General features: G+C 38.4%; 13 protein-coding genes. 4 read left to right on the top strand and 9 right to left on the bottom strand.

Features of this window, described 5'->3' with window-relative positions; translation table 11 throughout:
* Positions 1 to 7: 7 nt before the first annotated feature.
* From ACFW35_RS02365 to ACFW35_RS02350, 4 genes are all read right to left on the bottom strand, one after another.
* Entirely contained in the window at positions 8 to 1,963 is a 1,956-nt protein-coding gene (locus tag ACFW35_RS02365; protein ID WP_379843510.1) for a S8 family peptidase, read from the bottom strand.
* A 204-nt stretch (positions 1,964 to 2,167) separates the two neighbouring features.
* Positions 2,168 to 3,589: an N-acetylmuramoyl-L-alanine amidase gene (locus tag ACFW35_RS02360; protein ID WP_379843509.1), complete on the bottom strand. Its 1,422-nt coding sequence runs from the start codon at positions 3,587 to 3,589 to the stop codon at positions 2,168 to 2,170.
* A gap of 211 nt (positions 3,590 to 3,800) precedes the next feature.
* Positions 3,801 to 4,475 carry a hypothetical protein gene (locus tag ACFW35_RS02355; protein WP_379843507.1) on the bottom strand — a complete coding sequence of 225 codons (675 nt, stop codon included), beginning with the start codon at positions 4,473 to 4,475 and terminating at the stop codon, positions 3,801 to 3,803.
* A gap of 98 nt (positions 4,476 to 4,573) precedes the next feature.
* Positions 4,574 to 6,541 (bottom strand): LTA synthase family protein, encoded by a 1,968-nt coding sequence (locus ACFW35_RS02350; RefSeq protein WP_379843506.1) that lies wholly within the window; start codon positions 6,539 to 6,541, stop codon positions 4,574 to 4,576.
* Between the two features lie 229 nt (positions 6,542 to 6,770).
* Here ACFW35_RS02350 and ACFW35_RS02345 point away from each other — a divergent pair, with 229 nt between their 5' ends.
* Positions 6,771 to 7,511, top strand: a complete 741-nt coding sequence (locus ACFW35_RS02345; protein ID WP_379843504.1) for a C39 family peptidase — start codon at positions 6,771 to 6,773, stop codon at positions 7,509 to 7,511.
* Between the two features lie 205 nt (positions 7,512 to 7,716).
* Positions 7,717 to 8,598, top strand: a complete 882-nt coding sequence (locus ACFW35_RS02340; RefSeq protein ID WP_379843503.1) for a copper amine oxidase N-terminal domain-containing protein — start codon at positions 7,717 to 7,719, stop codon at positions 8,596 to 8,598.
* A gap of 30 nt (positions 8,599 to 8,628) precedes the next feature.
* Here the strand turns inward: ACFW35_RS02340 and ACFW35_RS02335 are convergent, their stop codons facing one another.
* From ACFW35_RS02335 to ACFW35_RS02325, 3 genes are all read right to left on the bottom strand, one after another.
* Positions 8,629 to 9,141: a VanZ family protein gene (locus ACFW35_RS02335; RefSeq protein ID WP_379843501.1), complete on the bottom strand. Its 513-nt coding sequence runs from the start codon at positions 9,139 to 9,141 to the stop codon at positions 8,629 to 8,631.
* 148 nt (positions 9,142 to 9,289) lie between these two features.
* Positions 9,290 to 9,532, bottom strand: coding sequence for a DUF2584 family protein (locus ACFW35_RS02330; RefSeq protein WP_379843500.1), 243 nt, complete (start codon positions 9,530 to 9,532; stop codon positions 9,290 to 9,292).
* 130 nt (positions 9,533 to 9,662) lie between these two features.
* Positions 9,663 to 10,094 carry a hypothetical protein gene (locus tag ACFW35_RS02325; RefSeq protein WP_379843498.1) on the bottom strand — a complete coding sequence of 144 codons (432 nt, stop codon included), beginning with the start codon at positions 10,092 to 10,094 and terminating at the stop codon, positions 9,663 to 9,665.
* A gap of 171 nt (positions 10,095 to 10,265) precedes the next feature.
* Here ACFW35_RS02325 and ACFW35_RS02320 point away from each other — a divergent pair, with 171 nt between their 5' ends.
* Positions 10,266 to 10,952: a hypothetical protein gene (locus ACFW35_RS02320; protein WP_379843497.1), complete on the top strand. Its 687-nt coding sequence runs from the start codon at positions 10,266 to 10,268 to the stop codon at positions 10,950 to 10,952.
* Positions 10,953 to 10,988: 36 nt separating this feature from the next.
* Here the strand turns inward: ACFW35_RS02320 and ACFW35_RS02315 are convergent, their stop codons facing one another.
* Both ACFW35_RS02315 and ACFW35_RS02310 read right to left on the bottom strand, forming a co-directional pair.
* A complete protein-coding gene (locus ACFW35_RS02315) occupies positions 10,989 to 11,372 on the bottom strand; it encodes a hypothetical protein (RefSeq protein ID WP_379843495.1) in 384 nt (127 codons plus the stop codon).
* Positions 11,373 to 11,617: 245 nt separating this feature from the next.
* Positions 11,618 to 13,774: a 5'-nucleotidase C-terminal domain-containing protein gene (locus ACFW35_RS02310; protein WP_379843493.1), complete on the bottom strand. Its 2,157-nt coding sequence runs from the start codon at positions 13,772 to 13,774 to the stop codon at positions 11,618 to 11,620.
* Between the two features lie 255 nt (positions 13,775 to 14,029).
* On the opposite strand from ACFW35_RS02310, the gene ACFW35_RS02305 reads away from it, so the two are divergent.
* A complete protein-coding gene (locus ACFW35_RS02305) occupies positions 14,030 to 15,448 on the top strand; it encodes an MBOAT family O-acyltransferase (RefSeq protein WP_379843491.1) in 1,419 nt (472 codons plus the stop codon).
* Positions 15,449 to 15,456: the final 8 nt, after the last annotated feature.

Below are 15,456 nucleotides of genomic sequence, written 5' to 3'. Positions count from 1 at the left end.
GCTTTTTTTAGTTTGATTCTTCGATTGTTCTGGAGAGGAATACCGCCATTTCTGCGCGGGTTACCGGGTTGTTTGGTTTGAAGGTTCCATCTGAGTATCCATTTGCTATGGATACTGATGCGAATCTTTGAACTGCGTCGTATGCGTAAAACGTGTTTATTACATCTGTGAAAGTTTTAGTTGTTGATTGTTGGTTTTTTAATGTGAACGCACGGTCGAGTAATGCTATAACTTCCCCGCGTGAAATGGTTTGGGTTGGTTTGAAGGTTCCATCTGGGAATCCTGTTGCTAGCTTTCGGTCTGTCATGGTTGCTACATACCCTGAAGCAAAATAGCTTTTTGTTACATCTGGGAACGAAGTGTTTCTTGGTGTTCCATCCAGTTTTAATGCACGGCCGATCATGGAAATAGCTTCTCCTCGAGTGATATTCTTTGCTGGATAAAACTTGCCATCAGGAAGACCGCCAACTGCGTTTCGTGCATTCAAATCATAAATATATTTGCTATACCATATTGATGCTGGCACATCAGGAAAGAGTTGATACACTTTTGTTTCTATTAAACTCTTGTTTGATTCATTCCCCGCTTCATCTACAGCTGATACTTCATATCTATAAAATCCAGGCTTTAATGTTTCAGTTAACTGAAAACCGTATAATAAATTTTTCACTTTTTCACCGTTTCGATAGACGTTATAGCCTGTAATAGGTGAACGATCCTGAGAGGCTGTCCATGTTAGGTTAATCTTACCGCCCGTCGCTATTTTATAGGATAGGTTTTCAGGTGATGTAGGTGAAGTTGTATCTGGCATTTCTGGTGCTTGAATCAGACCAAAGCCAAAATTCACATCACGCCCTACAGCTCCTAGATCTTTTGCTCGATTTTGTATCATTGTTCTTAGTTCAGCTGTTGTTTTGTTTGGATATGCTTCTTTATAAAGGGCATAAATGGCAGTCACATAAGGTGTCGCCATGGATGTGCCTGTGTGTGTTTCATACGTATTGTTCATAAAACTGCTGTAGATGTCTACGCCAGGTGCCACAATTTCAAGTTCAGGTCCTGATCCAGAGAACTTTGGATGCTTATTATAATTGTCTACCGCTCCAACCGCTATAACGCTTTCGTATTTTGCGGGATAATAGACAGATTGATCCTCACTGAATGTATTGTTTGTATGGTTTCCAGATGCTGCAATAATGTAAAGTCCCTTTTTGTAAGCTTCATCAACCGCAAGTTTAAGTGCATATGAGCTTTCTTTTCCTGCAAGACTAAGGTTAACCATATCTAGCCCTTGCTGAGTCGCCCATTCGATACCATCTATAATCTGTGAATATTGGCCAAGACCATCATCGTCGAGCACTTTGATGCTATATAGCTGGACGTTTGGAGCCATCCCTTTGAAGCCCACTTGGTTATCTTGAGCTGCAATAATTCCTGCTACATGTGTCCCATGTCCGTTGTCATCATTATAGGAAATTGTATCCGGAACAAATGAAATTCCTCCTGATACTTTGAGATCTTCATGCCCGGTATCAATCCCTGTATCTAAGATTCCCACTTTTATACCGTTACCTGTATAGTAGCTTTCTTGTCCGAGTTCCTCAGGTTTTGGATAGTTTAATTTATAGATGTTCGAATCTACTATTTGCTCTTCCATTGCAACCTGCTTGTCTTGTTCAATGAACTTAATAGATGGATACAGTGCAAGTTCATGTGCAGAAGCGTCTGTCATAGAAACAGATAAAGCATGTATACTCTGAAGTCTAGCGTTTATAGTTCCGCCAAACTGCTGAATAAGATTTTCGTCAGGCTGTGAATGAAAACCTACTATATAAGATTGTAAATCAGGTTGAGTTGCCTGGTTATCTGACGAATCAGCGTATGTATGTTGATGAGGTAATGAAGTTGTTAATAAAGAAGCAGAAAGTAAAAAGACCCCTAACTTTGATGAGAAATTGAGCATATGTATCCCCCTAGAGAAGTAAATGAACGAAATATGATAATTGTTTGGGGACTGACCCCTATTTCTGACCCCTATTTCTTACTATCGGGCTTGGATGAGAACAAATCAATAGCTTTATTTGTGAAGTTTTGTCGAAGTTGAATATAAAGAGAAAGTCCATCTGAACAGGACGTACATCATCCTGTCCAGATGGACTTTTACCTACTATTTATTCTGCAAATACTGGAAGTAATCTTTAATACCCAGATGAATCTGGTACGCTGCTTTTTTGCGCCATGTATCAGATGCTAGTTTTGCAGAATCATCCTTATGATCAATAAACCCTAGTTCTACTAATGTACTTGCCATATTTCTCTGATTCTTGATGACATAGAAGTTCGCTTCTTTTACACCGCGATCTTTCATGTCTAACTCAGGAATCAGCATACGGTTCTGAATGTATGTGGCTAACTTTTTATTGTAAGCAGCCATGTTGTTATCTTCATTATAGTACGTTTCGGTTCCATGAGCTGTACCGTTGAACGAGTTTGTGTGAATGGAAACAAAGGCTTGTCCACCTGCAAGGTTTGCAATGGATACTCGTTTTTCTAGCTCGTGGAAGATATCCGTTTCACGCGTCATGACTACCTTTGCACCCGCTTTTTCTAAATAATCGCGAAGATGCTTAGCTGTGATTAGCGTAATATCTTTTTCCTTCAAACCAAATCCGCTTGCTCCTGGATCATGATCGCCGTGTCCAGCATCTACAACAACAATTTTACCTTTTAACGGGTTCGATGGATCAGAAGGAACTGTTATTGATGGGTATTTTAAATATGCTCCATGTACATACCCTTTTAAGTTATTCGCACTGACATATGCCCAGCCGTTTGATAGTTTGCTATAAACATCAACGTTCGTCCCATATGCATATGCACCAATACGGGTTGCACTTGCATCAGGCGCTGTTCTTACATTTAAGAAATCTGCAACAACCTGTGCTTGTGCGATCGGCTTTGGTTCTGCCGGTTTCCCGCGAAAATCTGGATTTAAAGCACGAGCAAGCATTAACGCGAAGTCTGCACGCATGATATAATCTTTAGGTCCAAACTTACCGCCAGGATAACCGCCTACAACGCCTGCGGTTGCCAGTTTATTAATCGGAACAAAAGATGGTGACGTTACAGGAACGTCTGTAAATGTAATTCCGCTTGTTTCCGGAAAAGACCAGGCTCTCGTAAGAATCGAAGCCATTTGTTCGCGTGTAAGCTTATCGTTTACACCATAATACCCATTACCATAACCCGCCAGGATTTTTTCGGTGCTCATATCCTGTATGTAACCTGAAGCAAAGTGCCCTTTTGGAACATCTAAATATTCCGTATCCCGGTAGCCCCCTTGCAATTGAAGAGCACGTCCGATCATAGAAGCCGCTTCTGACCTTGTCACACGATTATCAGGCTTGAACGTTCCATCGGTATATCCGCCTAAGATTTTCTCGTTGGCCAAATACATGATCTCATCGTAAGCTCGATGAGTAGTTGGCACATCAGGAAATGATGATGCGGAAACCGAACCTGGCGATGAGAAGCAAAGAGCTGTCACAAGCAATAAAAGACAAGTGACGACAACCTTCCTGCTAATCATCCAAATTCCCCCTAATTTGTAATATATTTATAGTTTACCAATGTCTGCCAAAGGGGTATATAAATAGTTTGTACTAATTTTGAATTATTTTACAGAAATATAGTGGTTTATGATGTTTTATGTAGGTTTTTGGCGGACTTAACTATATTCAAAAAGTATATCGGTCAGATTTTGTCTATTTTTAGTGAGATATGAAAAATAAAACAGATTTTTATTTAATAAGCTCCGCTTGCATGACGGGAACTATGATACTTTCCCCATTTTTATTCATGTAAGTAGCACCATTATGTATCGTTCCGTATACTTGAACAACATCCCCTTTATACTGGCTGACAGGCCCAGGAAACTCTACCACAAGAATATTTTCTGCATTCACATCAGTGGAGCCGCTCATCACGTTCAACTCTAAATACGTATAAGATTCGGTTGGCGAAATCGTTTGAATCACACCAGAAAATGTTGCATTTACTCCTAAATAGTTTTCAAGGTTTTCTTGAACCGTAGTATAGTTCAAAGCTTGAGCATTGCTTTGCATTGGTTCAGGTGTCGCAAATGAGTATTCCATTTCCACGTCATTTTCTTCAATCATTTTTTGTCTTTCATCTTCAGCAGCTTGATAGTTTTCTTCGATGTTATTGGCGATCTCCTGGTTTTCTCTCTCCTCATCAACAGTCTGCTGTTGGCGATCCCAATAATTGTCTTCAGTAAATGTGGATAATGCCAGTCCAACTACAAATAAAGTTACTGCTATTACGCCCTTTTTCTTTATTCCTGCTAGTGGTCTACCTTTTGAGAATTGATAGGCAAAAATAAAAATACTTATTGGAGCTAATAGAAAGCCAGCCATCATGATGATAATCCCTAGTATGTGTAAAACGTTCGTCATAACCAAACTCCTTCTCTTTTCTTCTAAAGGATATATCGGACGAGCAGAGAAATTGTCCACAAAAAAAGCCCTGGACTTATCGTCCAAAGCTTTTAACGTTACTTTTTACTTTTATGCCACTGCTCTACTAGATTGCCAAAAATCACATCATCAGAAATACTAAGTTCTTCTACACTTGTATCATACAGAGGTTTACACGTATCAACCGAAACAGTCTGACGAGTATTAATATCGTAGCAAGTTCCGTTCTGCAGTTTTAAATCATAGGAACTCTTATAATAGAAGCTATCCGTTTTAACGGATCCGTAACGGAAAACAACGGAACCTTCTTTGCCATCGAGTAAGTTGATCCCAATATGATGGTAGTTCTCTTTTTCCATTCCGAACAAGTGAAGAAGTGTCGGCATGATATCAATCTGTCCACCGGCTTTGTCGATCTCTTTCCCTTCAACACCTGGGACATGCATAAACAGCGGTATTCCGTCTTTCACTTCTAATTCACCAAGCGGATCTCCCTCTTCATTCGCGAAAATGGTTGAAGGTGTTTTGGACTGCATATAACCAGTGTCATGGTCACCATAGAAAACAACAACGGAATTTTCCCACAACCCATCTTTCTTCAGCTTTTCTATGAATGTTCCAACGGCTTGATCCACATAGTGAACGGACTGCAGATAATTTCGCAGGTTTACATCCCCCACATCATCGATATCCAATGTTTGATATTTTTCAGGCATCGTATAAGGATAGTGAGACGTTAGCGCGATCAAGAAAGAATAGAACGGATCCTTCATGTCCTTCATTTTGTCTGCAGATTGAGTAAGGAATGCTTCATCCCCAAGTGCCCATCCTACCTGTTCGCCTTCATCAAAATCTTCAATACTATGAAACTCGTTAAAACCAAGGTTCGGGTACACAATATAACGATTCCAGAATCCTGGTTTGTACGCATGGAAAGCAGCTGTGTCATAGCCGTTTTCTTTCAAAATGTACGGAAGTGAATCATATTCGTTACGCGGGAATCGGACATATGCAGATCCTGTTGCTAACGGAAAAAGTGATGTTTTTGCCGCGAATTCTGCATCAGACGTTCTTCCGCTCGCTGTTTGATGGTGAATGTCATTAAAGTACAGAGATTCTTTTTTCAGCTTGTTTAAGTTTGGCGTGATTTCCTGGCCGTTCACCTTTTTATCGATAACGAAGCTCTGATACGCTTCAAGCTGAACCATAATCAGATTCTTGCCAGCCGCTTTTCCTTGATATGGAGTTTGGACTGCTTGCGCTTTGTTTTTATCGTCGAACCATTGCTTCGCATTTTTTCGCTCTTTCGCACTGACTTCCTTCTTATTTAATACATACTCATCTAAATATTTGTATGTATCGAAGCCGTGAAATCCAAATAGTCCGGTTACTTCATATACACGCATGCTTGATAGTGTTTTATCAAACAGGTATGCCCCGCCCTTTTGAACAAAGTCATGAAGCGGATAGAAGAACAGCCATGCCCCGGCAGCTCCCGTCAGTAATCCTGTGGCTAGGCGTAATGCTGGATTTGCGTTCTTTTTTATTGGTACCTTTTTGAGGAATACGATTAATAAAACAGTAAATAGAAGGACATCTGCAAAAAGCAAGAAGTCTTTCCAGCTAAACAAATCTCCAACTGAGCTACCAAGAGAACTCATTTGTTTGATTTGTAATAAAACTGCACTTGAAATCAAGTCTTCGAAATACCTGAAATAAATGGCATCTGCTAAGATTATAAAAGAAAGAACGAAATCTAAAACGAGTAAGGCGATTAATTGCTGCCTAAACTTTAGGAAGATTGTCCAAAATGAAACTAGTATGATTGCTCCGAAGGAAACGAGGAGAATGCCTTCACGTAATGGTGAAAATGAAGCATCATTTATAAAAAAATTAAACAATCGTTTAAACATTTCAATGATTCCATATTGAGAAAACAGGGTTTCTGACTGATTAGAAAACCAGGTAAGTTTCCATCCAATCAGGATTATAAATGCACTATATATAAGAAGAGATACACTTAATGGCTTGAGTTGTTGTTTCATCTTAGCCTCCTTTTCACGTATTACTTTTATTACATAACTATTAACTTTATGTAAATGCTACTATTTTTGTACACATATTTCAACGATATCCTACCTATTCCCTAATTTTCCAAATCTCTATCCATAAAATGTTCTTCCGTTTGTACCGTTTTATGGGGATACTGCTGTAATATTCAGGTGTTTATAGTACGCTTTATCAAGATATATAGACAAGGAGAAAAACCAACAGATGAAAAGAATCCTTCTAGTATTAGTTGTCGTTTTTTTGATGGGTATGGGTTACGCAGCATATGAGCAAAGAAATGTTGGAAAGCAGGATGCAGAGAATCAAAATGATGTAGCTGCAACAATGAAAGTAGTAAAAGCGAAAAATGAAGTGAAGATAACAGGTGTTCCGCTGATCATGCAGAAGCCTGAGCTTGACCGGGGCTGTGAAGTAACATCCCTTGCGATGCTCTTACAATATGCGGGTGTTGAGGTTGATAAGATGGAGCTAGCGGAGAAAGTGAAGAAAGATACAACTCGATATCAAAATGAAAATGGTGCATATTATTATGGCAATCCGAATGATGGATTTGTTGGTGATATCTATACCTTTGATAAGATGGGTTATGGTGTTTATCACGAGCCAGTTGCTGAATTGGCAGAGGAATATTTACCTGGTAAAGTCCTTGATTTAAGCGGTGGTTCTTTTGAAGAAGCGGTCTTAAAACCACTGTCTGGTGGGAAGCCGGTATGGATTATCATAAATGCAAAATATCAAAAGCTGCCTATTTCAGAATTCCGTACTTGGAATACGCCGAGTGGACAAGTTCAGATTACATGGAATGAGCACTCTGTAGTTGTAACGGGATACGATGAGGATTATGTGTATTTCAATGATCCGCTTGGAGTAGCGACGAAAGCTAAACGTGGAGGATTCGAGGAAGCGTGGACACAGATGGGTTCGCAGGCAATAACATATAAGTAAATGGGGACAGACCCCATACAAATACAAATCGCTGATTTGTATTTGTGGAGTGGACACCCCTTCCCTCCTTTATTAAGCTGTCTACTTCTAGGCAGCTTTTTTTAACTACATGACCTTTTTACCAATTATATTTTTCTTCCAAAATATTGAAACTGTTTAAATCTCTTCTTCGTCATACATTTGACAACAAAAAAGGGGGAGAAAAATGTTTAAGAAATGTTTTGCGTTATTATTTGCGATTGCTTTAATCGCCAGTTTGATTCCAGTATCTAATGCCAACGCTGCAGCTGCTAAACCTATTGAAGTATATATGGAAGGCGGACGAATTAACTTTGAAACCGCACCGATCATTAAAAACAACCGTACTTTTGTTGAAATGAGACCAATCTTTGCTGAAGCTGATATTAAACTGCATTGGGATCAGAGTACTCAAACAGTAACAGGTAAAAAGGATAGCACTACGATTAAATTAACACTAGGCAGTAAAACAGCATATATCAATGGAAAAGCTGTTCAGTTAGATGCCGCACCTTTTGCGAAAAATAACTACACGTTTATTCCGCTTCGATTTGTTGGAGAAGCGACTGGTTACAAAGTCGACTGGCATAGCACATTCAACCTTATCCACATTCATGAAGGCAAAGAGTTTATTGAAGACCGTGCATTTACAAAAGAACATTTAACGCCTGAGTTGCTTGAGACATTAAGAGAAGGAAAATTTCCAGACTTCCCGGTGTCATGGGAAGACGGTGTGGGAGTTCTTTTAGACACTGCAGGTACTCCAAAGATTTTCAGGCCGGGAATCCCTGAAACAGAAGCATTCGAACAATGGATGTATGGGGATTATTGGTTCAAACTAAAATCTAATCCTAGAAGTATTAGATCCATTATCGTCGAACCAACTCGTGCAATATTTACAGTTGATGAAGTATTAAATGCACTCGGTCCTGCAGAAAACATGTATATGGATGACTATCGTGGTTACACAATCCATGCCTATTATGAAGGTTCTTATATGTATGAGTTTAGGTCAAATGATGAAGGTGAAATTATTTCTATTAGCTTACAACCATGGAATATTTATTAAAGAATTTTTAAAAACCAGCTGCCGGGTGCCTTATACATTCCGAAAGCTGGTTTTCTTTTTAACTGGCCGGTTGCGATAAATGAAACTCGCAAGTGCGATTGCCGTTATGCCGCCTGCAATATCAATCATGACATCTTCAACATGCGGAGTACGGTTCTCGGTAAAGTTTTGATGCGTTTCATCGAATGCGGCGTATCCTGCTACCAACAAAAATGCCAAAACAGCTGATTTAATGGTCGTGCTTCCGTATATACGCAAGGCACGGAATGCGAAGAATCCGAGGGCAAAGAACACTGTAAAGTGAGCACCTTTTCGAATAAAGAATTCAATAAAATTCGCTGCACCCTTTTTCTCAACGCTAACTTCAGATCCGGCATAATTTATTTTTACATCTTGATATTTTTTTTCTACTTTTTCAAGATCCACATATTTGCTGATTTCTGGTCGTATGTCTTGCTTTTGATAGGGCTGTGAGGATGAATAAAACACCCCTATTATAATTAAAAGTACTGGAATCCAGTGATAAACTTTATATAACCTCATAAAATACTCCTTTTCCCTTCATTCGTTCTTCATTATACACGTCTAAGCCATTTTTTCTATATTTTTAACAGCTTAGCCAAAAGTAAGTTCTCCAATAACCATAAAAAAGGTATCCGCCTGAATGGCAGATACCTTTATCTCGTAATTTTTAATTCACATTATGCAGATCAACGAGCTCATATGTAATCTGAGTTTTGTTCTCTTTCCATGTAATTTCGGTTACTTTTGCCTTACCAGCTGGCTGTGATTTTTCAGTTTTTTGTACGGTTTGAAGGTTGTTCAGAACATAGAGGTGATAGCCTACAATCTCCAGTTTGAAGGTGTTCCCTTCTATTCTTTTTTCAGAACCATTCGTCAAAATACATGTATGCATCGTAAAAGGCATGTTCATTATTAAACACTCCCTGCTTCATTTTCTTACTTCTATTTTAAAAGATGCTGAATGGTTCGTCTAATTTTTACAGAAAATAAAAAAAGCCTGCAGCGGGGGAGGTTTCCTTCCTCTGCAAGCTTTACTGTTATTATCGTGCTGTTTTTCTAAATTTAAAGACAAATCCAACGATAAAAGATAAAATCGTCATGATGAATAATGATGTTGTGATGGTTGTTATCCCTGCATTCATATTTAATACGTGATACACTTGTGCACTGATACCAAACGGAATTGCAAAGAACAAGAACAGCATTCCAAAGATCGCGTTTTTGGTATTATACAGTTTTGTCTTATGTGCGATGTCTAAAACTTTTAAGCTTAAGATCCAAAACGCGCTCGTAATCGACCAGAATAGGAGTATGGAAGAAATAAATGAAGTTGAAGTCAGTCCTAGAATTCGGTCGATGACCAAACTAATATTCCCCCATACCATCACTGTTTGATACAGTCCTAATGCAAATAGTGCCGCTAAGAAGATAAACGCAAATCCAAACCCTGATGTAATATGTCTCATCCCCAAATATACTCTCCTTCCCTAATTCCGATAAAACGAAACCTAATATTCAAATTATTTTACAATATTTTTTAGAAAATTGGAACCCTTTTTAGCTCTTAAAATGTAATTTCATTGTATTTCCGAATAAACAATATATGGTAACATAATTATAATAACTAAATTGGAGGTGCAATATTGAATACTAGAATTCCAGCCATGGAGATTGTGGATGGAACCATTATTGGTGTTTTGCCTCAAGAGGCTTATGAAGATTATCTCCCCCAGTGGATTGATTCCGAGGTAAATGAAAAAGTGGAACAAAGAATGAAACAACTTTGTCCAAACTATTTTGAGCTAATAAAAATTACTGAGTTACATAAAATTGACCTAATAGATTTTGCAATTAAGATCGGGGATTATACAAAAGTTAAAACACTAGTACCTATTGATATGAGCACGAACGGAGAAGTTTATGTTAGCAATGATCACTTGAGCTACAACTTTGAGGATAGAAGTAAAAATACAAAGGGGGCAATGGGATTGGGGAATATATATGATTCGAAACCAGTGGATGGTACGATCATTGGAAAAGCGACTGAGAAAGAAAGAGAAGTATTAAAGGAAATTGATATAAAAATGGGTACATTAGAACGGCTATCTAACCACATTCAAGCACAAGTTTCATTTGCAGATTTTAAAGAAATGTATAAAATGGTTGAAGAAATTGAAAGAAAACGTGTTGAGTTCTGGCTCCCAATCTACAAACGATTAAATGCACACTGGGAGTGGAGTCTGTTTATTGACTACGCTAATGGAAACATATATGTTCAAAATTTTGAATTACCTTATTCAAAAGATGAAAATGAAGTTGATGATGATTAATAATTAAAAGGGGAACTGCTCAATGCAGCTCCCCTTTTAATTAAGAATTACCCTACTTTTCTTAATAATTCCTCCAATGTTGTGCTTTAGCAGTTCCGATTTTCTTGAGATCCCCTTTTCAAACTGTTCAATCGTTGTCTGGTCCCCGTTACTCTTTGTTCGCTGAACATTAATGAGATCTTCCAGGTGACTTTTCACTGGCTCTTCTTCATGATCAGGCAGCTTACCGTTTTCTAACTTCATTATAAAAACAAAAGCATCCATGTCCCTATAGTTAAGTTCAATTTCGATTCCAATTCGATCGTTTACGTACAAGAAGGTTGTCTTCCAGCTCCCATCAGTTGAGACCGGTTCTAAAAATCCATAATCGTTTACAAGATAGGAGAAACTCTCTTCTGTTATTGATGAGAATAGATTCATCGGTAACACCTCCATTTATTATAGTTATTCATTGCTTAATTATTATCGTAATTAATTCCTTACAGTTTACATGGTTTCTTTAGATAAAGATATTACTTATATTTCGTTCTGTCTGCGTCGACTCCTCTTTTAAGAGAAAAAAGTGAATAAAAAAACCACCAGGAGAAGAATACGGCATTAGCCATGTCCTTTCCTGGTGGACAAAATTAGTGGTTTTGTATTTGTATGGGGTCTGTCCCCAAGTACTATTCTGTTACTTTTGTGATGCGGTTTTCAATTTGCGGGTCAACTGTTTTTAAGTTTTCAATATGCTTGATTAAAGCATCCAGGTCTGTAATTCCTACTTTACTGTTCTGACCTTCAAGTAATACAGTATAGCCATCTCCACCACCAGCCATGAAGCTGTTTACAGTTACGCTGTATGTTTCTTCCGGATCGATTTCACTGCCATCTGGTAATTTTACTGAAAGTACTTCCCCCTCAAATACTCCGTTTCCAACATCTTCGGAAGTGTAAGAAACAGTCAAGCCTGCGATTTGAAGAATCTTCTCACGACCAGTAGACCATTGTTGGTTTAATAACTCAACAACTTGCTCTCCTGTTAGGTCCATCGTAACCAAGTCATTACCAAAAGGTTGCACCGTAAATGCATCTTCCCATGTAATTTCTCCAGCATCGATAGGTGCACGAACTCCGCCTGAGTTCATAAACGCGAATTCAGTTCCTGTTTCAGCAATCATAGAGTCAGCAATTAAATTACCCATTGGAATCTCTCCATGATCGTTTTTCGTATAACTAATACCGTTTGGAGCATCTCCAATCACTTTGCTCAACTGGTCTTTTACTTTATCGTAAGCAGCATCTACCATTGCTTTAATTTCTGCATCTGGTTCAATACCCTCATGGAACGTAGTAATAATCTCCGCTGATTTTTTCACAATATCTCCTGTTTTCTTGTTTATTAACAAGTCGATATCAGAAAATGCAGTACCAGCAGAGAAAGACTGCACGATTAATTTATTATCTACTACTGTATTTGTGTATTTATGGTTGTGTCCTGCGTAGATCACGTCAACTTCATCATCAACGGTATTTGCCATTTCGATAACTTCGCCTTTTGCGTTTGTTCCATCAACATTAGACTCGGCAGGGTTGTGAGAAAGAACAACAATGGATTCTACACCTTGCTCTTTTAGTTCAGCAGCATATTTGTTGATCGCTTCCACTTCATCAGTGAAGCTTACTCCTTCAACACCGCTTGGAATAACGATGCTTGGTGTTTCAGTTGTAACAACACCGATAAATCCAACTTCTACTCCACCTACTTCGTAAACTACGTAAGGATCAAGAAGCAGTTCACCTGTTTCGTCTTCAATAACGTTAGCTGCCACATATGGGAAGTCTGCTCCAGCAAAGTCACCAGTTGCTTCATGCTCACCACCGAAGATTAAACGAAGCATTTCGTCTACACCTTCATCAAACTCGTGGTTTCCTAAAGTACTAACGTTAAAGTCTAATGTATTCATAATGTCAATAGTTGGTTCGTCCTGCAGAAGAGCTGATGCTGGTGCACTCGCCCCTACAGAATCGCCTGCAGAAACTTTTAATGTATTCTCTGGGTTTTCTGCTTCATGCTGTCTTAAATAAGCTGCTAAGTATTCAGCTCCACCAGCCATTTTATCCCCAACTTTTGTGTACTTATTGATCTGCCCGTGGAAATCATTGATTCCTAATAACTGAACAGATACTAATGAACTTTTAAGCAAGTTATGAATAACAGCTGCACCCTCTGCACGAACTGTAATATCTTTAGGAGCTAGAGTCGTTTCTGTTTTTCCGTTGATCAAGCCATGTTCAACAGCAACACTTACAACTTCTTTCGCCCAAGAACTTACTTGATTCATATCTTTATAGTCAGGTGTTTCTGTAGATTCTACTTTTGCGCCTAAGTGATGCTCATATGCTCGAACAAGCATTGTGATCATTTCTTCGCGCGTTAATGTTTTATTCGGATCAAGTTTTGTTTCTGTTGTTCCTTTAACAAGACCTGCAGCATAAGCGTTTGCTATATCATTCGCAGCCCAAGCCGGTACGTCTGTAAATGGTGTCTTTTCTTCAGTCGCCGGCAGATCCAATGCACGTGTAATGATTACGATAAATTGAGCACGCGTCAATTCAAGCTCTGGACCAAACTTGTTTCCGCCAATACCTGCAACTAATCCTTCATTTGCTAATTCATGGATGACTTTGTTTGCCCAATGGGATTGTTTCACATCTGTAAATTTAATTGGTTCTTCGGCATTCACTACATCCTTCCAAGTGATTGGTGCAGCTAATACAGAAAGAGCCATCGTAGTGGCTAACATCGTTCGGCTAACTTTTGAAAATGGTTTTTTCGACATCTTCATCCCCCAAATTACAAATATTTTGAATTACCAAATATAATTATATATTCATAGATTCATAATGGAAGTGTTTTCTTGTAAATTTATTATTAATTTAGTAGATTTATGTAATTTTATGAAACTTCACTTCATTAAAAGTTCTTGTAAAACCCCTTTAAAAATTTACTGCTTATGGTAAAATCATAAACGGCAGTAAAAATATGTCGAAAATTATCTTTATATACCAACTTTTATAAAAAAGAGGGAAATTTAATGGTTTTTAGTAATTTAGTTTTTTTATTCATGTTTCTACCTATTGTTTTAGCAGCCTACTTTTTGCTGCCTAACAGGTTTAGAAACTTTATTTTATTGCTCGCTAGTTTAATATTTTATGCCTGGGGTGAACCAGAATACGTCCTCCTCATGCTCTTTTCCATCGTACTGAACTATGTATTTGGAATGATGATAAATAAGTATCGTAATCAGATTACCTATAAAAAGTTGACGGTAGCTTTAGCGGTTATTGTTAACATAGGAATCTTAGGCTATTTCAAGTACAGCAACTTCTTAATTGATAATATAAACAATCTGTTTAACTTATCGATTGAAAACGAACCTTTGCCGTTGCCGATAGGTATCTCATTTTTCACTTTCCATGCGCTTAGTTATTTGATTGACGTTTATCGAAAAGATACCGCAGTACAAACGAACATTTATGATCTAGCTCTTTATATCGCTCTTTTTCCACAACTCGTCGCCGGTCCTATCATCCGTTACAACACAGTCGCTGATGAAATCAAAAGTCGCGTACATAGCATGGATCTTTTTTCAAGAGGAGTTCGCAGATTTATTATTGGTCTAGCTAAAAAAATATTGATTGCTAACCCGATGGGAGAGCTTGCTGATATTCTTTTTGCTATGAATCCAGGGGATATGAGCTCAGCGACTGCATGGCTTGGAATAATCGCATATACGCTGCAGATTTACTTCGATTTTTCCGGTTACAGTGATATGGCTATTGGACTTGGTCACATGTTCGGTTTTAATTTCTTAGAAAACTTTAACTTCCCCTACATTTCTCGAAGCATTTCTGAATTTTGGAGAAGATGGCATATTTCTCTTGGAAGCTGGTTCCGTGATTATGTATATATTCCACTTGGGGGGAATCGAAATGGTCCTTGGAAAACGTATCGAAACTTACTCATTGTATGGACTATCACAGGTTTCTGGCACGGTGCAAGCTGGACATTTTTAGCGTGGGGGTTTTACTACGCAATTATTATCAGCTTAGAGCGTCTTGGACTTGAGAAGCTCCTACAAAAAATGTGGAGACCGTTCCAGCACATGTATGTGTTACTCCTTGTAATGATCGGGTGGGTCTTCTTCCGGGCTGATAGCTTTGGCTACTCGTACAAATACATTCAAACGTTATTTGGCTTTAACGGAATTCAGGCCATCGATAATTCTACGCTTTTATACTTGAATGATTACGGTTATGTGTTTGTACTAGGTATCCTGTTTAGCATGCCTGTGTTCGATTGGTTGAAAAGTACATTCTATCGCGAGGATAACTTCATGGGCAGATGGGCTGTTCCAATCGTTAGCCCAGTATTTTATATGGGCTTATTACTGCTCGTTACCATGTTCCTTGTGAATTCAACCTATAATCCATTTATCTATTTCAGATTCTAGTGAAGTGA

It is taken from the genome of Fictibacillus sp. NPDC058756, from assembly GCF_042746035.1.
Lineage (GTDB): Bacteria > Bacillota > Bacilli > Bacillales > Fictibacillaceae > Fictibacillus.
The sequence above is the reverse complement of the archived record's forward strand: the minus strand, read 5'-3'. Positions and strand labels throughout refer to the sequence as shown.